This window comes from Maribacter dokdonensis DSW-8, from assembly GCF_001447995.1.
Lineage (GTDB): Bacteria > Bacteroidota > Bacteroidia > Flavobacteriales > Flavobacteriaceae > Maribacter > Maribacter dokdonensis.
In genome coordinates, this window is sequence record NZ_LDPE01000003.1 from 129,681 (window position 1) to 152,599 (window position 22,919).

Genomic DNA, 22,919 nt, shown 5'->3' on the forward strand with positions numbered 1-22,919 from the left:
GCAAATATAATCGATATGTCTTAATCTTTCAATCTAGAACGCACTAAAGGATAGAGTCTTTCAACAAATTTTTCATATGCAAGGGCAGAAGGGTGTAAACCATCATTTGCTACCAATTCAGGTTCGTTTAAACCTTTTCTGGTAATATCGGTAATATTTAGAAACGTAACTCCTTTGGATTTTGAGGTATATTTGGCAAAATCATTATACCTGTCAAGTTCCCTTGAGATTTGGTCATTACCGTTACTTTGGCCAAAAGGCGTATAAAAGTAATCTGGAATTGAAAGCACGACTACTTTGTTAGAATCATTACCCGCAAGACTAATGGCTTTATCAATTAATCTTACAAATTCTGTCTCATATTGAGAAAATGGTCTAGATTGAAATTGATTGTTTACACCAATAAGTAGCGTGACTAAATTATACTCGGCAGATGCTCTACCACCAATTGATGCCAATAATTGATCGGTTCTCCAGCCGGTTTGTGCAATTACGGTAGTATTGACCTTATAGTTTTTATTTTCTTCAATAGTGGAACTCAATTGTTTTGGGAAGCTGTCTTCAAACGCAACGCTTTCTCCAACGGTATAACTATCGCCAAGAGCCAAATAGTTTATGGTTTCTTGGTTGTTTAGATCTTCTGAAATAGGTGCTGATCTAATATCTTCGGTTTGGCTGCAAGATGGTAATATAGTAAACAGAAGACCTATTAGCGGTATAAGGGATAACTTGTTCAAGTATTTCATAATTATCTAACGTAAGAATAGTTGTAAAGGTTTTAGTTAATTATAAAATACTCGATTAATCATAAGCTAGATGATATCAATTGTTGTCAGTCAAAATGTAATGATGTCCCATAATTGGGTAGGTAGACTTGTTGGCTAACAATTTTTAAAATGTCGTCTTCTAAACTGGTGATGGGAGTTTCAATAATTCTATTTATTTCTCTGCCATTTTTATAAAAAATAAAAGTAGGAACTCTTCTAATGTTTAATCCCCACTCTTCACCTTGTGGACTTTTTTTGTAGGCTTCTTTTCTTTTGTCAAGGGCAATGATTTTTAAGTTTTCATTAGGGTATTCGGCTTGCTCCAGAATTTTTAAAAATCGCGGAACCTCTCGTTTGCTATCACCACACCAAGTGCCCATAAATATTAATATTTTGTAAGCGTTTAAGTGTTCTTTAATGAGTTTTATTTTTTCGGTATCAGCTTTATAGTTGCTGAAATTAGGAAGATACCAAGTTTTATAGGTGTTTGTGGAAAGAGCTTCGGGTGTAATTTTGCCAAGTAGAAATGGTTGTTGATTCTCAATATGCACTTCTTGGTTGATTTTTTGAGAATTGATTGTAGTAGTGTAGCTTAAAATAAATGCAATAATTAATAAGGAAAATTTCATGATCTATAATTTTAGATTAGATCTGAAAATTCTAGAAATTATTAGGGAAAATTAGGTTTTAAGGGGTGGAAATGGGTACTAGACCCAGGGTGGAGATTTATAGGGTTATTGCAAACGTTGCTTTATTTCATCTCTTGTACTTACCCCCAATTTCTTGTAAACGTTGTTTATGTGTGTTTTTACGGTGCTAACGCTAATAAACATGTCATTAGCAATTTCTTTGTTGGTTTTGCTTTTAAGAATTTGGGATACTATATTTTGTTCCTGCTCTGTAAGTTTGGTCAAAGGTGAAATTTGTAGTTTTGTTTTATCTTTTTTTGATTTTAGAATTAAAAAGATATTGAACCCGATAGAAATAACAAGTAAAAACGGTAATACCCATTGCCATAGTTTGGCTGAAGGCTCTTTACGGTCAGCAATTTGTTGGTCAATCGCTATTTCGTTATTATATAATGTAGTCAGGTTAATTTCTGGGTATTTAGAAAGTAAACGATTACTTAGAGATGTGTAATAGTCCGTATTGTTGATATCAGCTAAGTAATAGGAGTAAGTATCATTTTTTCTATCGGATAAAAAGCTATAAATATATAATTCTGCCAGTGGTTCATTAAGGTTAGCTCCATAATCTTGCAAAGAGGAAAACCATTTTTTTGAGTTTAATTTTTTACTTGCATTACTTCTAAATTCATTGAATTCATATGCCATTTGCTCTTTTAGAACATCAATATCCAAAAACATAGAAGATGAAGAATTAGTGGAAGAAATTTCACATAGCGTCTCATTGTCAAATGATGTCGGAAACAGAATGGTGTCGGTGTTTTTGGCAATGAACAAGATACTTTTGCTGTATTCACAACTACCAAAAAAATGATCGGAATTAGTGCCAAGATCAGAACATTCATCCACGTGTATTCTATAAATCCGGTTTTGGTCCATTAAATTATCTCCGCTAAAATTAAAATAGCCCAAAGAATCTGTTGTACTCTTCTTTAAAATCTGTTCCATTGAAATTTTGTCGAACTTTCTGTAATCTTCAATAATGGAAAGGTATACAGTTTTGCCAAACTGTTGTTCTGCAATTTGACCTTTAAAGCTGTATTGTGCGGCACAATAGGAAAAAGAAAATAGCAGGTAAATTAAAAATAACTTTTTAGGCATTGGTTAAATAATGATAGTTTTTAAGATCGGTTTTTGTAACAAAGTGGTTATACTTGCGACGTATAAGGTACATCAATCAATCAAAATAATAATCAAATGAGTTTAATTCGCGTATTGCTCGCCATTTTTTTTCCTCCTTTAGCGGTTTTGGGCAAAGGTTGTGGTTCTTTTCTAATTGTTTTACTTTTAACTTTTTGCGGCTGGGTGCCTGGCGTAATTGCCGCATTGGTCATTTTGAACAATCCTAATTAGAAAAATCTTTCATGAAACTTTTAAAAACTTTCACTGCTGTTTTAATAACAGTATTCTTTGTTGCCTGTAATTTTACAGAAGAAATTTATTTTAATGAAAATGGCTCAGGCAAAATGAGTATTTCTTTTGATGGGGGCGAAATGTTGCAAATGTTGCCAGAAACAGATTCTACAAAATTGGAAAAGGCTATAGACTCCACTTTGGTATTTAAAGATTTGTTGATAGAAAAGAAAGATAGCATAGCTAAACTACCTTTAGAGGAACAAGAAAAATTAAAAAGATTAGAGCCTTTTAAACTTCATATGAACGTTGATCCGGATAAAGGAATCATGAATTTTGATATGTTTACTGAATTCAACAAAGTATCAGAAGTCAATGATGCGTTTAATTCTTTTCAAAGTGCAAGTTCCATTGGTCCCATTGCTGGGGGTAATGCTATGCCGGGTGGTGCTCCAGAAGAAGCAACAAAGGTCAACTATACTTTTAAGAAGAACAAATTCAAACGAGAGACAGTAATTCTTGATCAAACATTATTTGAAAGGAGCATAGATAGTTTAGCAGGTGCAGAAATGTTTTTATCTAGCTCTACATATACATTTAAGTATCATTTTCCAAGACGTGTAAAATCTACCAACATAGAAGAAGCTACATTTTCCATGGATGGAAAAACTATGGTACATGAAGTTAATTTTCTAGAAATGATGAAAGACCCAGAATCTGTAGTCATTGAAGTGGAATTAGAGAAATAGGCTATAGCTTTTCGTACCTTTGTAAAATGAACAAGAAGGTACAAGTACAAGATTTAGGTCTTAAAGACTATAAAGAAACTTGGGATTATCAGGAACAGCTATTTCAAGAGACGCTTGATCTTAAAATACGCAATAGGAGAGAAGAGCTGAACTTAGAAACTCCCAATCATTTTCTTTATGTTGAACACCCCCATGTGTATACTTTGGGAAAAAGCGGAGACATTTCCAATCTTTTGGTAGATGAAAAAGTTTTGGCGGATAAAGGAGCCACTTTCTATAAGATTAATAGAGGGGGGGATATCACCTATCATGGTCCTGGACAAATAGTGGGTTACCCCATTTTAGATTTGGATAACTTCTTTACGGATATACATAAATACCTTCGTTTTTTGGAAGAAATGGTCATTTTGACTTTAAAGGAGTATGGATTGAAAGCGGAGCGCTCGCCTGGTGAAACAGGAGTGTGGTTAGATGTTGGTACTCCGTTTGCACGCAAAATTTGCGCCATGGGTGTAAGAGCCTCGCGTTGGGTAACTATGCATGGTTTTGCGTTAAATGTCAATGCTGATTTAGGTTATTTTGATTTAATGATCCCGTGCGGAATAAAAGGTAAAGCTGTTACTTCTTTAAACGTGGAGTTAGGTAAGAAAGAAGTTAATTTGGAAGAAGTGAAGCAAAAATTATTAAAGCATTTTCAAATACTTTTTGAAGCTGAGGTAAATGAAAAAACCGAGGTGTAAGCCTCGGTTTTTTCTGTTATTTTTTAGGCTATTGCATTTTAATACTCCAATCCTAAATGATTCATTACCTCTTCGTAAGTCATTTTTGAAAAATCAACCTTTTGTTTTTTACCTGTAGTTGCTTGTGGAATTAATACATATCGGAACAGCGCAGAAGCTGAGATGGTATATGTTTCAGGTACAAATTCACCCTCTCGACGGTATCTTATTTTGATGGCGCCAATAGCCGCATATGCAGTATAAATATGTTCAGTAGTTCCACCACTAATTTGTAATGGCAACAGTGAAATATGATCAGAAGGCCATACTTCTTCGACATAATTATCAAATTTGGCGTACACTAGAAGAGTTCCCTTGTTATAAAAATCAGTATCTACTTCTGTAACTATTTTTTCAAATTCGGCATATTTTGTATAGCCATTACTTTCAAAGTATTGAGCGTCTGGACCAAACCAATCTGATGCAATTACATTAGCATTACCATCTTCTCCATCTTCTCCATCTTCACCGTTAGTTCCATCGGTACCATTAGTGCCATTCGTTCCATCTTCACCAGCGGGTCCTTGTTCTCCCTGTATCCCCTGTTCCCCTTGTGGACCAATAGGACCAATATCTCCATCCTTAGAGCATGATGTCACTGTTATGGCAAATACTAAAATCGCACATTTGATAAAATTCGTTGTAATCTTCATTATTAAAATTTTAAGGTTATTTCCTTTTAATGAGGCTTTATTGTAAAGGTTAACATAACAGCATAAAAAAACCGAGGTGAAAGCCTCTATTTTTTATGTTTTAAAATCAGATTAGTATGCTAATCCATAATAATCCATGACTGCATAATAGTCATTGGTGTCTACACCAGCAGACTTTAAGTTCGATAATGTGTTTGCCTTACTTGATTTGCCAGAAGTTGTACTGTTAGATTCTATAACTATCAATTTTAACTCGTCTAACTGACCAGCAGTTACAGATTTTAAGTTCTCTGTTCCTACTTCATAAAAGAACATCCAATATCTGTTCAAGCTTATTTCTACGGCAATATCGCTATTGTCACCAAGTCCAAAAGCATAGATTGGTGCGGGAATGGGAGTGTAGGTGTTTCCATTTTTTAAAAGATATCCAAGAATTAAGTCATTGTCAATAACCTCTTGGGACAAAGCAGTTGCATTGACTGTTATCGTTGCTCCAGATTCTGAAGAAAGGTCGTAGGTATATGTGTCTACATTGGCATTGCCATCCTCCCCGTCTTCACCGTTGGTACCATTTGTGCCGTCAGTTCCATCTTCTCCAGCAGGTCCAGTTTCTCCTTGTTCTCCTTGTTCACCTTGTGGACCGGGCACTCCTAGCGCTTCCCCGTCTTCACCGGCAGGTCCTTGTTCTCCTTGTTCACCCTTTATCCCCTGTTCCCCTTGTGGACCAATAGGACCAATATCTCCATCCTTAGAGCATGATGTAAATGAAATGGCGAATATTAAAATTGCGCATTTGATAAAATTTGTTGTAGTCTTCATTATTAATATTTTAGGATTATTTCCCTTTAATGAAGTTTTAGAACATATGGTTAACATAGGTGCATAAAAAAACCGAGGTGTAAGCCTCGGTTTTTTATATTTTGACATAAGTCTATTTGCTGTGTGCAGTAAGTAAGGTACTGCTCATAAGGTCTCCATTTTTCTTATAAGTTTCTTGTTTAACCATACCTACACCTTCTGCAAGCCACACTCTAGACGGGTATACTTGGTTTGCCATCATCATTTTTGATCGGTTTTCACTGTATAGTACGTAACAGTCATAAGTGCCGGCAGGAGTACTGATACTTTCTTTTTTCTCCACATTTCTATTGGTCATGTCAACGGTCATATTCATATTTATACCGCTCATACTAATTTTCATGGCAACATTGGCATCGTTAAGTTTTTGGCCAACGCTAAGGTCATTTGGTATTTCTATATCATTACCCGATATTTCAATATCCATATCGCCATACTGTTCCATCATTTCAGAAGGTAGAAGAGATTCGTAATCTAGGGTTACCATGTTTCCGGTACACGTTAAATTGTACGTGGTACTATAAGCGTCCTTCCCTTTGTTATCTTTCAGGTCTATAGCCATGGTGGCATTAGTGACGTTTCCGTTATTTATGGCCTCTACGACCTTATATGAGCTTACACCCTCTACTTTTCCTTTTTTATTATAATTAGTGTATTCCATAGAAACACCTTCGTTCATGGGGTAGAATTTACTACAATTATCTTGAGCGATAGAGGTGGTGATACAAGTTAAAAGGGCAAGTGTAAATAATAATTTAGTTTTCATTTTATAATAGTTAAGGTTCTGAATTATAACTATTTAAATTTATGAAAATCCTAAGAATTATGTTGATTAAATGTATGGTCGGTATATAAATGTTTGTAGACCTTAACTTTCGGTGTGTTATCGTATTTTATAAACCTTAATACTATTTTCTTGATCCTTGAATACAAGTTCGGGCTTTTTGTTTCTGTTCATATCTGCCATATCAATGACGGAATTACCAAAAATCGGAAAATTTGGTATGGCTTCGGCTTGACTGTCAAACATGTATATTTTCTGATTTTGAATATCCGTTACAGATACATAGATTTTATCATTGAGGTAGAAAATAACTGGCTTGGTATAAACCCCTAACTCAAGTTCTACCTTTTTGTCTCGTATTTGTAAAATATTGTCGTTCATTATGGCTAAAGTTCTGGATGTGGCATCTATACCGTGATCTTTGGCTAGATTTAGATTGCTCGATGAAATTTTTCCTTGAGAGTCAATTTGGTATAAAATACCATCCATCGAGGTAAAAGTAAATTTGTTTTGGTATAACCTAATTTCATTATCGGAAAATGAAAACTTGTTTTTTATGTTTATCCTGGTTTTGCCAACTCTATTTAATATTTTTAGTTTGCCATTATCAAGTTTAAGAACAATGTAGTCTTTTTTTCCAATTCTAAAATGTTGGGGAGAATTTAGTATGTTGGCTTCGGCAGTATCATATGTAAATCCTTTTACTGTTTTACCTTCATTATTGTACATATGTACTTTTTTGTTTTGTGTGACTATGAATCTATAGTTTTTATTTCCTTCGTAGTCAAAAACCGCTAGTGGATTAAGGTTGCCGCCAGAATAGTTTATTTTAAACGGTTTTACCTCTTTTCCATTTCTGTCTAAAATTAAAAACTCGTTGTTTGTAGTAAATGCCAATTGTAATTTACCATTTTTGAAAAGATCTACTTGGTGTACTTTTCCTTGAACTGTACCATCTAATTGTTTCTTCCAGAGAATCTTGCCGGTATTGGAAATTAAGTAAAGAATATTCTCCTGATCCTGTACTATAATTTCTTTTCTACCATTATTATGGTTGGTTACAAATTGGGGCAATGTTGCAAGGTCAGTATTAAATTGAATTTCAAATGCTTGTGATACTGTGTTTTGAACATCTTCATTAGTAACCTTTTTAATTAAGAAGTTAGTGTGGTAGAAACCATTATCTGCGATAATCTGTGATGCAAAAACATAATCTTTTAAATGACTATTACTGAACGAACTGCCCAAGGTTTTAGAAACCGATTCGTTTAAGAAGGCAGCGTTGCCCTCAAAATTAGAAATTGAAAGCACACTCGATGATTGGGTAAGGTTGGTTTCAATGGTTTTATATATAGGTGTCTTATCAAAGGTGTCACCAGTCTTTATTTTAGAAATGGCTGATTCTAGTGTGGTTTTAGATGTTGAAAAAATAAAGGTGTTATCAGTAATACTGGCGAAGGTGAATGTGATATCGCCAATTAAAGGTTGTAGTGTTGCAAAAATAGTATTGCCAGAATGTAGTTCCCATATTTCATTGCCACTAAATTCTTCAGTACTTACTTTTTCGGTATTTAAATAATCAAGTAAAGTAGCGGTACCATAAGTTTTTAAAAACAGCATTTTTTCCTGGTCAATTTCGGTAATACCAATTTCCTCAACAGTACTTAATAGTGAATCTAAAGGTTGGGTGGGGTAGTTGTTTAGCGTTTTATTTTCAATGAACTTATTGAATTCATCAAAACCAAATGAGGTTATGTATTTGCTATTACTAGGAGCCAAATTCCAAACTTTGTTCTCTATAGGTTTTATATTTTTGAATAATGACAAGTAGTATTGATTGAGATCATTTGGCTGTGCTATGCCGCTTAAAACTAATTCGTTATCATGCACAGTGGCATCAAGTGTTAACCAACTGCCAAAATTGGAGACCTTTTGGTCTTTGCCTAAAAGAATGTTAAGCATTGTGGTTCCTTTATCTATATCAAGCCAAATGTTAATGAGCTTTTCATGATTGGATACTTCGTAAAGTTGTTTAAATGAACTGTTTTTTTGGGGTGAGTTTACAGAATTAATGTTTTCTTGAAGTAGGTGTTGAGAAGAGCACATAATCCAGAAATCATTAAGATATGTAGTGTAGAATATTGCATTATCAACTGTGTATTTTGTAACCGTGTAGTCGTTGAAAGTGAGGTCCTCTTTACTTTTACTGGTTAGTTCTGCCCAGTTATCTATGGAGAGACTATCTTTTGTTATAAAGGTATAATCTATATTTAGGCTGTCAACGGAGAGCGCAACCAATCCGCTTTTTTGATTGGATAAAAGACCTAAGTCTTTAAGGGTGTTCTTTAATGTAGAAAATGGTTTATTCAATGTTAAACCGTTGAGAATTTCATTGGAAGAAAATTCATTTTTAACCGATTCAAAATCATTGATTTGAAATATTAAGCTAGCGTTTTCAGGTATTACCTTTAAAGGTGAACTATCGTTCTTTTTTTTAGAAGTACAGCTATAGCAAATAAAGGCAATAATTAGGTATGCTAGAAAAGGTCTCATGAATAGAAATTTATACAAAGTTATACTATTTGTAAAACTATATCAGTTGTTTGGCAAAAGCTTGAAACTTGTTCTGTGGTACTTGGTTATACCATATTTTTTAATTGCTTCTCTATGCTCTTTGGTAGGGTAGCCTTTGTTCTTCCTCCAGTTGTACATAGGGTATTCTTCGTGCAATTTCAGCATATAGGCATCACGTGCTGTTTTTGCTAAGACAGAAGCCGCAGCAATACTCAAATATTTAGAATCACCTTTGACAATGCAGGTATGGGATATTTTTTTATAAGTTTTGAATTTGTTGCCGTCAACAATGATATGGCTTGGGATTTGCGATAATTTGGATATTGCATGGTGCATTCCCAGAATAGAAGCATTTAAAATATTGATGTCATCTATGATCTCTGGCTGTATGTGGGCAATTCCAAAACAAATGCAATCTTCCTTTAATAATGGCTCTAAAAGTTGTCTTTTGTGTTCTGATAACAGCTTTGAATCTGTTAAAATTGAATTCTCGAATGATTCTGGCAGAATTATTGCTGCAGCGGTCACAGGTCCCGCTAAACAACCTCTTCCCGCCTCGTCAGTACCGGTTTCGTTAATATTTTTGTAAAATTTAAGAAGCATTATGTTTTTTTTAACTTAAAATTTTGAATTTTAAATATTGATTTATTGTTAAATAATTGTTTTATTTTCAACAAAATCGATGAAATACAGAAAAAAAAATAATAATAAGTGTTTTTTTAACATATAACTTTTTTGGGTTAAGATAGCTTTTGGAATACTAAGCAAATTTTTGGACTTTTGGCGCAAGCTAATTCAAAAACAAATTTTATGAAACAGAAGTTGACGTGGATGTTGACGCCTTTATTGGTGTTCTTCATGACATTTTCCTTTGCACAGGAAAAAACAGTGACCGGTGTTGTAACCGATCAAAGCGGTTTGCCTTTACCGGGAGTGTCTGTTGTAGTTGTTGGTACAACGAACGGATCTCAAACAGATTTTGATGGTAACTATGCCATTAACGTAAATCAAGGCGAAAAATTAAGATTTTCTTATTTAGGTCAAAAAACAGTGACGATGAGTGTTGGAGCTTCCAATACCATTAATGTACAATTGGAAGAAGATGCTGAGGCATTGGAAGAAGTTGTTGTTGTAGGTTATGGTTCTAGGTCAAAAGAATTATCTACATCGGCGATCTCTACTGTATCTACTGAAAAGATAGAGGCTTTTGTTCCTTCTACTAGTATTGATAACATTTTACAAGGTCAAGCCGCGGGTGTGCAGGTTACAGCTGCTAACGGTAGACCTGGTAATACGGCATTCGTACAAATTAGAGGTGTAGGGTCGATCAACGCACAAACTACTCCATTATATGTAATTGATGGTGTGCCTATTCCGATTGACACAGAAAGAGATTTCAATCCAATTAGTAACTTGAATCCTAGTGATATTGAGACATTCTCAATTTTGAAAGATGCGGCTACCGTTTCTAAATACGGTTCTCGTGGTGCTAATGGTGTTGTTTTGATTACCACTAAAAAAGGTAAAGCAGGTGACGCAAGAGTTAAGTTCTCTTCTTCTTATGGCTTTGGTGAAATGATCCCTAATAATTTTGATTTGATGAATGCATCTCAAAAATTAGAGTTGGAGCGTCAATACGCTGCTTTAGGTGTTGGTGCTGCTACTAGCTTGCCTGGTGCTACTGCAACTCCTGAGGAGTTAGCACGGCTAACATCTTTGGATACAGATTGGCAAGAAGCATTGCTTAAGAATTCTGTTATCCAATCAAATAATCTTTCTGTTTCTGGTGGTGATGAAAAGTTAACTTATTATTTGTCTTTAGGGTATGATAAGAACTCTGGTATCATTGAAAATATTGATGGTTTTGAAAGAGTATCTGCTCGTTTAAATACGAACTACCAAGCAAAAGATTGGTTAAATATTGGAGCTAACGTTTCGGTTTCTCGTAGTACTACAGATTTACCAAGGGATAGAAACAACGTACAGAACCCTTTTAGAGCTATGTATGATTATAACCCATATGACCCATTGTTTTTAACTAATGATGATGGTACTATAGTTACAGATGCTCAAGGTGATAATGTTTATAATCCTACAAGGTCAGGTTTTCCAATTGCATTGGCATTGCAGACAGAGCCTGAGGATACGAGAAACTTATTGTTGATAGGTAACTTAAGCGCTGGTATGACGTTTGGAGAGAAATTTTCTAACAATTTTAGCGTTGGTTTAATTAGCAATAGATACAATAGAACATCTCGTTCTATAGCAGGTGGTGTATTACAAGGGTTTGTTGGTGATGCTAACTTTCCAGGAACTCAGACCGATAACTTGAATGTAGATTTTGAGTATAATGTAAATAACGTATTCACATATTCGGATACATTTAACGGTCTTCATAATCTTTCCGCTAGTTTCTTGTTGGAATATAATGAAAATATTGCTACAAGTATGTTTGCGTCAGGTAGAGGTTTTCCTTCTCCGGATATACCGTATTTAAATGTAGCTGCAGAGGCAACTTCTGTAGGTTCCAATGAATCTAGAAGAATTTTGTTTTCTCAAGGTTTGTTTGTGGATTATGATTATGATGGTAGGTATATTGTTTCTGGTTCTGTAAGACGTGATGGTTCTTCTAGATTTGGTCCAGATAATAAGTACGGTTATTTCTACAGTGGTAGTGCGGCATGGAATATTGCTAATGAAAGCTTTATGGAAAACTCTATTTTCAATACGTTGAAATTAAGAGCATCTTACGGTACTTCTGGTAACCAAAACATTGGTGATTTCCAATACTTAAACTTGTTGGATTTTGCAAATACGTATAATGGTCAAACAACTGCTTTGCCGGTAGGTGTGGGTAACCCTCAAATTCAGTGGGAGTCTCAAGCAATATTTGATGTAGGTGTTGAATTTGGTTTGTTTAACAACAGATTAAATGGTGTAGTTGATTACTTTAAAAAGAACTCTCAAGATTTATTGTTAGATCGTCCTATTTCTTATACAGTGGGTGATGAGAACAACTCTATCTTCTCAAATATTGGTGAGTTGCAAAACTCGGGTATTGAGGTATCTCTAAGTGGAGATGTAATCAGAACTCAAAATTTTAAATGGACATTAGGTGGTAACATTACCTTTATTGATAATGAGGTTGTTGAATTGGTAGATGGTGAAGATATCATAACAGGTACATTTGGAGATAATATTTTACGTGTAGGAGAGGAAATCAATTCATATTATGCAGTAGAGTACGCTGGTGTAAACCCTGCAAATGGTGCGCCTTTATACTATGATTTAGATGGGAATATTACTGAGGAATTTAGTGATAGCTTTCAACAAATTCAAGAAGGAAAATCTCCTATAGCGGATTTTGAAGGTGGTTTCTACACCGCATTTTCTTATAAAGGATTTGGTTTAAGAGGTGATTTCGTTTATAAAGGAGGAAATTATATTTATAACTTCCAACGCTCAGAGGGTATTGCTATAGGAAATATTGATAGTAATCAGAGAACTGAAGCTTTTAATTATTGGAAACAACCAGGAGATACTGATGTATTGCCTAGTCCTTTATATCAAAGTACTGCTGATCAAACTTCAACAAGATTCTTGGAAAAAGGTGATTATTTAAGATTGCGTACTGTAACTCTTGATTATAACATGCCTAGAGATATGATTGATGGTATTGGTCTAAACTCTTTAAGATTTTTCGTGTCAGGACAGAATTTATTCACGATTACTGATTTTAACGGAGATCCAGAAGTAGGTTTAGGTTCTGCGGAATCTGGTGAGCCAGGAGATACTGGTTTCGTACCAGGGTCATTTAACCTATTTAGCTATCCAAACACAAGGTCTTATACTTTTGGTGTTGAAGTAGGATTTTAAAAACAAAAAAAAAGTTAGAAATGAAAAATAATATAAAATTATTAGTTCTTTTGTTTTCGTTCGGATTCTTTATGTCGTGCGATGACGAGTTGAATGATTTACAACCTTTCGTAGAAGGTAATCCTGAAACATTTTTTAATAGTGTTTCAGCATTCCAAAACGGTGTAGATGGCGCTTATAGACAATTGTGGAATTATTATTCAAGTACTGGTTCTGGTTTGCAAGGTATTCCAGACATACTTTCTGATAATGTAATCATTGCACAAACAGGTAGACGTTCTAATCAGGATTATTACAATTACAGATATGTTGCAAGTACAGGTGGTGCAATAGATTTGTATTGGAGTGAAGCTTATGAAGCTGTAAACGTTGCCAATTTGGTAATTGCTCAGATTGATAACCTTGGTGATGGTCCTGAAAAGGATAACATTTTAGGGCAAGCTTTAGCAATTAGAGCTTGGGCTCATTTTGATTTGGTTAGGGTTTATGGTAAAATACCAACACAATCTGCAGATGCTAACGCTTCTTTAGGTGTTGTTTACCTTAAAGTTGAAGATGGTGATACAGAGGATCCTTTTGCTGAGCCTGCTAGAGAAACAGTTGCAAGTAATTATGCTGAGATTATTGGCGATTTAGAAAGAGCTAGTCAGTTAATAGGTGAAGATAACGGTCAAGGTAAATTGAATACAGATGGTGTTTATGCGTTGTTATCAAGAGTTTATCTTTATAATGGTGAATACCAAAAAGTTATTGATGCTGCAAATGAAGTAAGTGTACCATTAGCAACTGCTGAAGAGTTAGAAGGTCTTTATACGGATGCAAACGAAGCAGGTATAGTGGTTAAGTTGGCTATTAATACTTCATCTGAAAGTGGTGGTAACAATGTTGGTGTACTATACAGTCAGTCAAATGCTACTTCTACTATTTCAGAATACGTTTTCGATTTTGATTTTTTCAATAGTATTGATGAAGATGATCAAAGAAAAGATGTGATTTCTTTTGTAGGATTAAATGCTGATAACCAATACAACGCAATTTCAAAATTCTTAGGTGAAACAGGTCAAGTAAATGGTCGTGTAGATGTTAAGGTTATTAGAGCTGCTGAAGTATTATTGAATAAAGCAGAGGCGCAATATGAATTAGGTCAAGATGCATTATCTACGTTGAATGAACTTAGAGATTTAAGATATGTTGCTTATGATGGCGGTGAATCAGGTCAAGCATTAGAAGATGCCATTCAATTTGAAAGAAGAGTTGAATTGTCATTTGAAGGTCATAGGTTTTTTGATTTAAAGCGTCGCAGTGAGCCAGTTATGCGTTCTACTGCTGGTGATATTATTGATGGCTCGGGAACTCCTCCAGATTTTCCAACAATTGATGCTGACAATTTTAGATTTCAGTTGCCTATTCCAATAGCGGAAATCAATGCTAATCAAAACATGGTTCAGAATCCTGGATATTAAAAACTAGTATAATTATGAAAAAATATATTTTAATAATAGCGGTACTATTTGCTTTTGTTTCTTGTGAAGAAGAGAATATAGTATTTGATAGTGAAAATGGTCAAACATTGGCCAAGTTTTCGGCAAGTTCTATTTTAGTGCCAACTCCTACTGAGGGTGCATCAATTAATGTAGATGTTTTTGTTAGTACCAAAACGGATAGTGAAAGAACTATTTCCGTTGAGGTAGATCCATCTTCAACAGCAACTTCAGACCAGTATACTATAAGTGGTTTAACAATTCCAGCTGGAGCTTTCGGATCAACGGTTACTATTACAGGTAATTTCGATGCTTTACCAGAAGAAGGCAGAGTAAATCTTGTTCTTAATTTGGTAGACGTTTCTGGATCAAATGATATTGTCATAGAAAATTCACCTCTAAATTTAGAATTTTATAGAGAATGTCCTATTGCAGCTGGAGAATGGACTATTAATATGACTGACTCTTATGGAGATGGTTGGCAGACAGATACAGCTACTGGTGGTTCAGGTTTAACCATTACTTTAAATGACGGTACTGTTTTGGAAGTTGGACTTTGTTCTCCTTATGGTAGTGCTGCGGGTACATTTTTAGGAGATGGCGAATGTACACCTAATAATGGTTCAGAAGGAACAGTGACGATTACAATACCTGAAGGTACTGAATCTGCAGAGTGGTTCTTTCCAGGAGACCAGTATGGTGAAATTGGATTTGAAATTATATCTCCAAGTGGCGAAGTTGCTGGAGGTTATGAAAGTGCAGATGCAGGTTTACTTACAATAGATTATTGTAAGTAAGATTTGAACTTTTGTTTAAATCCATAATGATATAAATACATCATTATAATATTTCTAAAATCAGGCTGAAGCAATTTAGCCTGATTTTTTTTTACCTTTTACTAAAGTTTAGACTAATAGAACGACAGAATAGAAAACCAATTTAACTTGTTATGAAACATAAATTATTTATTAGTGTATTAAGTTGCCTTTTGTTATATAGTATTTCATGTTCTTCAGATGATGAAACTGTTGATAATTTTGAAGAAGTGGAAGAGGAAGTTGTAGGAGAGGAGACAGAGCCAGATGATCCTGTTCAAACCGTTTATCCTGTTGAAGGGGAAACTGGTAATGTGTTATTGTATGATAATTCTTTGTCAAAGGAAGGATATGTTTTGTTTAATGAAGCTACAGAGGATCGGGTATATTTAATGGTAAAAGATTCTGCTCAAATTGTACATGAATGGCAATTGGAATTTGGATTGGGTAATGATGTGGAATTATTGTCAGACGGTAGATTGTTAGCTTCATTGGGTGTAGAAAGTCCAGATTTTAGCTTTGGAGGTTTTGGGGGCATTATTCAGCTAATAAACCCTGATAGTTCAATTGATTGGGAGTATATATTGGCAAATGAAGAGCATATTATTCATCATGATGTAGAAATGTTGCCTAATGGAAATGTATTGGCCATAGTGTGGGATCTAAGACTTCCCGATGAACTTGACGCCATAGGTTACCTTGGTGAAGAGGAAAAAGTGTATACGGAATCCATAATAGAAATAAACCCAGCTACAAATGAAATTGTTTGGAAGTGGGATTCTTGGAATCATATCATTCAGGATACAGATAGTTCTAAACCGTATTTTGGTATTGTAGCAGATAACCCTGAAAAAATCAATATCAACTTTATAGATGTTTTAAGAGAAGAAACAGGACCAGATGGAGATATTATGCATGCTAACGGATTAAGTTATGACAGTAATAAAGATATAATTTATTTAAGCGTAAACTATTTTAGTGAGGTTTGGGTTATTGATCATAGCACAACAGCAGAGGAAGCCACAGTTGATTCTGGTGGTAATTATGGTAAAGGAGGTGATTTGGTTTATCGTTTTGGAAATCCTAGTGCTTATAATAATGAGAGTGGTGAACGATTGTTTTACAATAATCATTTTCCCAATATTTTACAAGATGGTTTACCGGGTGCTGGTAATATTTTAGTATATGCTAATGGAAATGGGGACACTAAACAATCTATAGTTTATGAATTTAGCTTACCTGCGGAATTGAATTTAATTCCTAATGAAAACAATGAACCGGAAACTGTATGGCAATACACTAGAGATAATCTATATTCAGCTAGAGTTTCAGGAGCCATTCGTTTAGATAATGGCAATACATTGATAACTTCAGGTTCTATGGGTGTTATTGAAGTAACTAATGAAAAAGAGGTGGTTTGGGAGTTTGAGGGTACTGGTTTCTATTGGAGATCTTATCACTATAATCTTGATAGTTCTGCTATTTCTTTTTTAAACAGTGATATGCCTTAACCTGTAAAATTAGCAGTAGAATGGTCTTATATTAATTTGTTATAAAACTATATATTTTAAGTTTTTAATAACAGTTTTTAAACACGGCAATTCATAATAAACATTTAAATTGTCCCAAAATCAATGCATAAAATGAATAAAATTTTAACGGTAATTTTCATTGCCACTTTTGTGATTAACAACGTAAATGGACAAAATGCTTATTCTCCTGTTCCTGAAGAAGGAATAGTTAATTTTGTTACCAGCAGTACGGAAATAGAGCCTAGTAAGGCGAAAGGAAGTCCGTATCTAAATGAAGAATTTGTACACGGTGAAGTTATCGTAAACGAAAAAGTCGAGGAAGTAGGTAAAATGAGATATAATGCCTACAGAAATGAAGTAGAAATTTTAGATAATTTATCTAAGGATTCCTATTACTCACTACTTAAAAGAGCATATATTAAAGTTGAGATAGACGGCAAGTTATATCGTATTTATACTTATGTAGATAATGATAAATCTATTAAAACTAGCTATTTCACAGAGTTGAATGAGGGACCTTTAAAATTGTTGTTTAAACCTGAAGCCTTATTAAAGCAGGCGCGTACTCCTAGTACCTCTTATGAGAAATATTCTCCACCAACATATGTATGGAATAGTTCTTATTATATATTAGACAACAGAAATAAGGATTCTGAAAATCACGCAGTTAAAGTACGCTTAACAAAAAATAATATTTTAGATTTTACAGGGAGTAAGAAAAATGAAATGAAGTTATATGTTAAAGAAAATAAATTAAATCTTAGAAAAGAACAAGATGTAATAGCATTTCTTAATTACTTTAATTCTTTGTAAAAGCATTTCAAAAATTAAATAGAAAAGCCAAAGATGAACATCTTTGGCTTTTTTTATTTATTCCACACGAAACTCAAATAATTCTGAGTTTGAAGTATTGTCAAATGAGTCTTTTGTAATTACTCTCCAATAGTAAGTATTGCCTGTTGAAATAGAAGCGTTTATTGTAGTGTTCGTGGTACTCCCTAATGAGGTGGTAGGCTCATTAACAGTATCAAATAGTATCTCATAGGAAACAATATCATCATCAACATCAGATGTAGACCATTCGAGTGTAACGGTTGAACTTGTATCGGTTATAGTGGCACCTCTTTGTGGGGTAATCGCAATTGCCGGAAATGGAGCATAATTTTCTATACCTTGTCCCTGGTTGTAAAATGACCAAGTATCGCTGGTTGCGGTGGAAGTTGTTCCACTGGCAAGTGAAATTACATACCATTCATACGGTGTTCCCCTATTGATCAACACATCAACTTGGTTTGTTGTAGATGTTGCCGTTGTAACACTTCCCGATTCTAGATTTTTGATTTTAACTTCGTATGAATCGGTATTTTCAGAGGCTGACCATTGAAAATTTACCGTGCTTCTAGTGTCATCGTTGGCATTTATGACTCCTTCATTACATTCTGTATTGTCTTCGGGAAATATTAGGGATGCCGCACTTGGGTCTACTACAACCGGTGCAACAGGTTCTATAGGCGTTTCGTTGTCCGAGCCACCACCACATGAAAGCAAAAGTAATCCAAACAAAAACATGAAAGTTATATATTTTAGTATTCTCATTTTCTTATAATTTTATAATTAGAAAGCGTATTGCCATTTGTGACATTTAACATATATACACCTGTGGCTAAATTGTTAACGCTTATTTTAATTTCGTTATTGATAGGTTTCATTTTTTTCGAAAATATACTTGACCCATTTAATTTATACAGGGAAATAGTAGCTTCTGTTGTAGAATTTGCACCTAAATATATGGTTAAATCACCTCCTTCAATTGGGTTTGGGTAAATAAAGAATTCATCATTTAGAAGAATATTTTCAGTATAAACACCTTGACAATCTAGATCTGTTTTTACTAATAGTTCTGTGCTGTTAGTATCTAAGGGTAAAGTTATCTCTTTAGCTGTAGTAGTGTACATCTTTTCATTTAAAAATATGGTATATAATTCACCGCCTGCTAAGCTAAGTGTAACTTCATTACTCAATGAGTTGATTTTGGCTGACACCGACAACGACTCAGGTTCAGAAATAATTAGGTCATAGCAAATTTCATAATCAGTTTGTCCTTCTACGGTTACACATAATTGATAACTACCGGCAGATAAGTTGGAAAATGAACTTTCATCAGTAAAGCTTTCGCTTATTGAAGTATCGGTGCCGGTTAGTACAGCATTATATGTGTAGGTATTGTTGGCAGTGGTTATCACAATGCTACCATTGTTACTAGCGTTACATGAGCTACCTATAGTTTGAATTTGAAAATTTGTGTTCGGTAAAGAGAAAACCTCACAACCAGTAGTATTTACAACTGTTCCATTGGGTGTGTCATTGCATTGGTCAATATCATTAGGTACTCCATCATTATCACTATCATTATCGCATGGATTACCAATGCCGTCAAAGTCGTCATCTTCTTGATCTAGGTTTGCAATTAATGGGCAATTGTCATCAACATCTAAAATTCCATCGTTGTCGTCATCGGTGTCACAGACGTCACCAATACCATCATTATCGGTATCTAGTTGGTCTGCGTTTGCAATTAAAGGACAATTATCATTACTATCTAAAATTCCGTCATCATCGTCATCGTCATCGTCAGGTAAGCCATCAACAACTAAATCGTCTATAATCACACCTTCTTGGGTGACCGCTGGATCAGATTGAAAAACAATTCTAAAAACCACGTTACTTTCACCCGTAAGGTTGGTTTCGCCATTGGCTGCGTTTAAATTGAAATCATAGGCATATTCGGTCATTTCTGTATTTTCACCGGTCCATTGAGCTCCAGGACAGTTTTGACAATCATCGGCTTCTTCTGATAAAGCATTTGTTCTGTTGCTATTATACCAGTTAGGTTGACTGTCAATATTGCCTAAAATATCCCAGTTGATACCTCCGTCAATGGAATACTCAACATAGACTATGTCAAAATTTAATTCTAGGTCATAAGCCATATTAAATTTTAGGACAGGGGCTATTATAGAGGTCATGTCATAGCAATTGCTCAATAAAATAGCTTTTGTACTATTGGGGTGATCGCCACTTAAATTGGTGCCGTAAACATTTGTTCCAGACGTGGCGGTATTTAGTTTTGACCCTGCAGGTAATCCTCTCTGCCAAACCACTTCAGAATTTCCATCATTGTAAGTAATTAGGGATTCTTCTTCGGTTTCAAACGTGTTGACTTCACCACCGGACCCTGGTACATTAAGAAAAAATCTATTCTCAAGTGTATTGTTGTCGCTGTAGCTGTCATTAATAATGGTCGCTGTTATGGATATGTTGGAATTGCCAAAATTGGTCGAGGTTTCAATTGGTAAAGCAATAGTTTCAGTAGCGTTACTTAATAGATTACCTGTCCAAGTAAATGTTTGTTCTGGATTATTGTTAATAGTATAGGTGATATCAATTTGGGTAATGGTATTAAGTCCTTGGTTTTCTACAGTTGCGGTTGGGGTAAAGGAGTCGCAAAGCACTTCGTTTGAGTTTGGGGTAATAGATACTAATCTTACTTCATTGTCGGGTATTTGAATTGGTATTGTAGATTCCCAAACACCTCTACCGTATGTTGAAGCAATAATTTTTTCTCCATCTAAATTGACTTCTAGATCACTTATAGCAACACTTGGCAAGTTGGTAAAGTATTCTTCCCACTCTGAAAGGGTGTCGTCTAATCTGTAAACACCTAAGCTTGTACCTACGTAAATTGGATTTTCGGTATGTCTGCCTTGGTGAGCTATTGAGAAAAATGCTTGATCGGTTGGAATATCGAAGGTGATGTTTTCTGAAATTGTTTCTGATTCGCCAATAGTAACCTTAAAAACGCCTCTTTCTGAAGGTTGTTCATTTTGGGCGATACCCACTCTGTCAGATGTAGTAAGATAAATAATATTACTATCATTTGAGTTAATGGCCATATCTGAGATTTCCGAATCCATTACTTTTATGAGGCTAAAAGTGGCACCGCCATTTCTACTTCTATATAGTATATTACTTTCAGCGGCAAATATTGTTTCAGGATTATTAGGGTCAACTTCAAGATCGTCAATATTGCCTGTGCCAATTGAAGATGATATTTTGCTCCATTGGTTGTTTTCTAATTTGTATAAAGCATCAAAACCGGCATAAACAGAACCATCTGAGGCAACAGCCAACGGAGTAATCCAATTTCCTTGTATGGTGTTGCCATTTGTATCTGTAGGTGCAGCGACTACCCCAACAGATTGCCCGGAATCTGAAGAGATGAATAGGCTTCCTCCAAACTGGACAAATCCATAAACTAAACTACTATTATTAGGGTCAATTTCATAATCCATTCCATCACCACCGGTGAAAACATGCCATTGTTCTTGGTTTCGTATAAAACCTGCATTGTCCTGTAGACCTCCTGTTATTTTGCCTGCATCATTTTTTGCTACAGAAATTCTATAAAATTGACTAATACTGATGCCTGCGGTGTAATCGGTAAAAGAACTTCCTCCGTTTTCAGACATATAAATACCCCCATCACTACCAACATAGAGTTTGTTGTTGAAAATTTTAATAGTATGTATATCAGCGTGGGTATATCCTTGATCGGTAACGTTCCATCTATTGATTCTAATGAAAGTATCGCCTCCATTGGTGCTTTTCCAGACATTTAGGCAACCCGTATAAACTTCGTTGAAATTTGATGGTGACACCTCAATGGCAAGATCGAACCAAGCTTGGTTAGATTCAAAAATATCTTGTTCGCTAGCTGTCCTCGTAAAAGACTCTCCACTGTCCAGTGATTTGTACAATCCACCAAAGGCAAAGCTATTACCTCCTGTTAGTGCTCGTAAAACATATACTCCAGATGGGTTTGCTCCACTAACTCCTATAGCAAGTCTACCTGAACTTGAAGGAATGCCATTTGTGATCTCAACAAAATTCTCTCCCCCATCTGTAGATTTGAAAAAAGTATTTGAAGATACTGCGTAAATGGTGTTGGGGTCATTGGGTTTTAATTTGAAATCTTGAATATTACCGGTTCTTTTTACGGACCAAGTAGCTCCTCCATCTGTTGATTTTTGAAGACCTGCACTGGTACTTACCCAAATAATATTCGAGTTAGTTGGGTCTATGGTAATTTCGCTCATTAATAAGTTAATATTAGAATTACTTGGGTTTAGTCCCGTTTCATTCCAACTATTCCCTCCATCAGTAGATTTAAAAACGCCTACACTATATGAATCAGCAGCATCATCATCACCAGTACCAATATAGATGATTTGAGAATTGTTTGGGTCTACTGCAATACCGGAGACTCCTATTTGAGGAAAATCATCAAATAAATTCACCCATGAAGAACCACCATCTATTGATTTCCAAATTCCGCCTGCGGGCGCACCTACGTACCAGATGTTTTCATTGTTAGGGTCTACGGTAATTGCGTTTACTCTACCTTGCCCATTTAATGCGCCAGAATAAGTATCATGTGTAAAGGGACCTATGGAATTCCAGCTGGCAATAGGGTTCGCTGCTTTGCCAGTACTTTCATGTTTGCGTTTCCATGACTCCCATAATTGTTTAGAAGTGGGAAGGTTGCCATTTTTGTCTATATAGTGGGTCCAATAATTTTCCCACCTTTTATATGGTTTAAACCCGCTTCCCTTTTTTGTATAATCCTTATCGCTCCAATAGTCATTGAATGCATTCGAAATTTCGTACAATGAATTTGTTGGGGAAGAAGATTTGGATGTTTGCTGATTGGCTTTTAAATCTTTCATCCATGGCGCATTTTCATTGAATTGCGCACTAACATTTATAATAGCAAAAAGTACTATTATATTAAAAAGTAGAACTTTCATTAACATTTTTTTATAAAAATCAGAAAAATATTTCTTTTAATAATAGAGTGATCAGTTAAATTTTAATATTTATTTGTTTATCCTTTGTAGATAACGTAACAAACTCCCTTAAACTTTCACATTTACTTAGCAACAAAAAAATTAA

18 protein-coding genes are annotated in these 22,919 nt (G+C 34.9%); 8 read left to right on the plus strand and 10 right to left on the minus strand.

Annotated features, from left to right (window positions below):
• Positions 1 to 20 precede the first annotated feature (20 nt).
• From I600_RS14285 to I600_RS14295, 3 genes are all read right to left on the minus strand, one after another.
• Positions 21 to 746, minus strand: a complete 726-nt coding sequence (locus I600_RS14285) for an SGNH/GDSL hydrolase family protein (protein ID WP_157490906.1) — start codon at positions 744 to 746, stop codon at positions 21 to 23.
• Between the two features lie 86 nt (positions 747 to 832).
• A complete protein-coding gene (locus I600_RS14290) occupies positions 833 to 1,396 on the minus strand; it encodes a TlpA family protein disulfide reductase (RefSeq protein WP_058105240.1) in 564 nt (187 codons plus the stop codon).
• Between the two features lie 105 nt (positions 1,397 to 1,501).
• Positions 1,502 to 2,554, minus strand: coding sequence for a helix-turn-helix domain-containing protein (locus I600_RS14295; protein WP_058105241.1), 1,053 nt, complete (start codon positions 2,552 to 2,554; stop codon positions 1,502 to 1,504).
• A gap of 96 nt (positions 2,555 to 2,650) precedes the next feature.
• Here I600_RS14295 and I600_RS19005 point away from each other — a divergent pair, with 96 nt between their 5' ends.
• The 3 genes from I600_RS19005 to lipB are packed head-to-tail and all read left to right on the plus strand — an operon-like array spanning position 2,651 to position 4,295.
• Positions 2,651 to 2,806 (plus strand): YqaE/Pmp3 family membrane protein, encoded by a 156-nt coding sequence (locus I600_RS19005; protein ID WP_074669928.1) that lies wholly within the window; start codon positions 2,651 to 2,653, stop codon positions 2,804 to 2,806.
• Between the two features lie 11 nt (positions 2,807 to 2,817).
• A complete protein-coding gene (locus I600_RS14300) occupies positions 2,818 to 3,555 on the plus strand; it encodes a hypothetical protein (RefSeq protein WP_058105242.1) in 738 nt (245 codons plus the stop codon).
• 26 nt (positions 3,556 to 3,581) lie between these two features.
• Complete coding sequence (gene lipB, locus I600_RS14305; protein WP_058105243.1) at positions 3,582 to 4,295, plus strand: lipoyl(octanoyl) transferase LipB; 714 nt, start codon at positions 3,582 to 3,584, stop codon at positions 4,293 to 4,295.
• Between the two features lie 38 nt (positions 4,296 to 4,333).
• On the opposite strand, the gene I600_RS14310 is transcribed toward lipB, so the two are convergent.
• The 5 genes from I600_RS14310 to I600_RS14330 all read right to left on the minus strand — a co-directional run bounded on the left by I600_RS14310 (position 4,334) and on the right by I600_RS14330 (position 9,806).
• Positions 4,334 to 4,987 (minus strand): collagen-like triple helix repeat-containing protein, encoded by a 654-nt coding sequence (locus tag I600_RS14310; RefSeq protein ID WP_058105244.1) that lies wholly within the window; start codon positions 4,985 to 4,987, stop codon positions 4,334 to 4,336.
• Between the two features lie 111 nt (positions 4,988 to 5,098).
• Positions 5,099 to 5,806, minus strand: coding sequence for a collagen-like protein (locus I600_RS19570; protein WP_209439197.1), 708 nt, complete (start codon positions 5,804 to 5,806; stop codon positions 5,099 to 5,101).
• Positions 5,807 to 5,918: 112 nt separating this feature from the next.
• The gene (locus I600_RS14320; protein ID WP_058105246.1) at positions 5,919 to 6,611 is read right to left on the minus strand and encodes a TapB family protein; all 693 of its coding nucleotides are present in this window, start codon (positions 6,609 to 6,611) and stop codon (positions 5,919 to 5,921) included.
• Between the two features lie 117 nt (positions 6,612 to 6,728).
• Positions 6,729 to 9,182: a hypothetical protein gene (locus I600_RS14325; RefSeq protein ID WP_058105247.1), complete on the minus strand. Its 2,454-nt coding sequence runs from the start codon at positions 9,180 to 9,182 to the stop codon at positions 6,729 to 6,731.
• Positions 9,183 to 9,224: 42 nt separating this feature from the next.
• A complete protein-coding gene (locus I600_RS14330; RefSeq protein WP_058105248.1) occupies positions 9,225 to 9,806 on the minus strand; it encodes a ribonuclease HII in 582 nt (193 codons plus the stop codon).
• 207 nt (positions 9,807 to 10,013) lie between these two features.
• On the opposite strand from I600_RS14330, the gene I600_RS14335 reads away from it, so the two are divergent.
• The 5 genes from I600_RS14335 to I600_RS14355 all read left to right on the plus strand — a co-directional run bounded on the left by I600_RS14335 (position 10,014) and on the right by I600_RS14355 (position 17,720).
• Complete coding sequence (locus I600_RS14335; protein ID WP_058105249.1) at positions 10,014 to 13,079, plus strand: SusC/RagA family TonB-linked outer membrane protein; 3,066 nt, start codon at positions 10,014 to 10,016, stop codon at positions 13,077 to 13,079.
• Between the two features lie 20 nt (positions 13,080 to 13,099).
• Positions 13,100 to 14,542: a RagB/SusD family nutrient uptake outer membrane protein gene (locus tag I600_RS14340; protein ID WP_244275706.1), complete on the plus strand. Its 1,443-nt coding sequence runs from the start codon at positions 13,100 to 13,102 to the stop codon at positions 14,540 to 14,542.
• Positions 14,543 to 14,556: 14 nt separating this feature from the next.
• Positions 14,557 to 15,357, plus strand: a complete 801-nt coding sequence (locus I600_RS14345) for a hypothetical protein (protein WP_058105251.1) — start codon at positions 14,557 to 14,559, stop codon at positions 15,355 to 15,357.
• Between the two features lie 152 nt (positions 15,358 to 15,509).
• Positions 15,510 to 16,886: an aryl-sulfate sulfotransferase gene (locus tag I600_RS14350; RefSeq protein WP_082642982.1), complete on the plus strand. Its 1,377-nt coding sequence runs from the start codon at positions 15,510 to 15,512 to the stop codon at positions 16,884 to 16,886.
• A gap of 123 nt (positions 16,887 to 17,009) precedes the next feature.
• A complete protein-coding gene (locus I600_RS14355; RefSeq protein ID WP_157490907.1) occupies positions 17,010 to 17,720 on the plus strand; it encodes a hypothetical protein in 711 nt (236 codons plus the stop codon).
• Between the two features lie 57 nt (positions 17,721 to 17,777).
• Here the strand turns inward: I600_RS14355 and I600_RS14360 are convergent, their stop codons facing one another.
• Together I600_RS14360 and I600_RS14365 are read right to left on the minus strand one after the other, a co-directional pair.
• Entirely contained in the window at positions 17,778 to 18,503 is a 726-nt protein-coding gene (locus I600_RS14360; protein ID WP_058105253.1) for a hypothetical protein, read from the minus strand.
• Positions 18,500 to 22,774 (minus strand): thrombospondin type 3 repeat-containing protein, encoded by a 4,275-nt coding sequence (locus I600_RS14365; protein ID WP_157490908.1) that lies wholly within the window; start codon positions 22,772 to 22,774, stop codon positions 18,500 to 18,502. The genes I600_RS14360 and I600_RS14365 overlap by 4 nt, the downstream gene beginning before the upstream one ends.
• Positions 22,775 to 22,919: the final 145 nt, after the last annotated feature.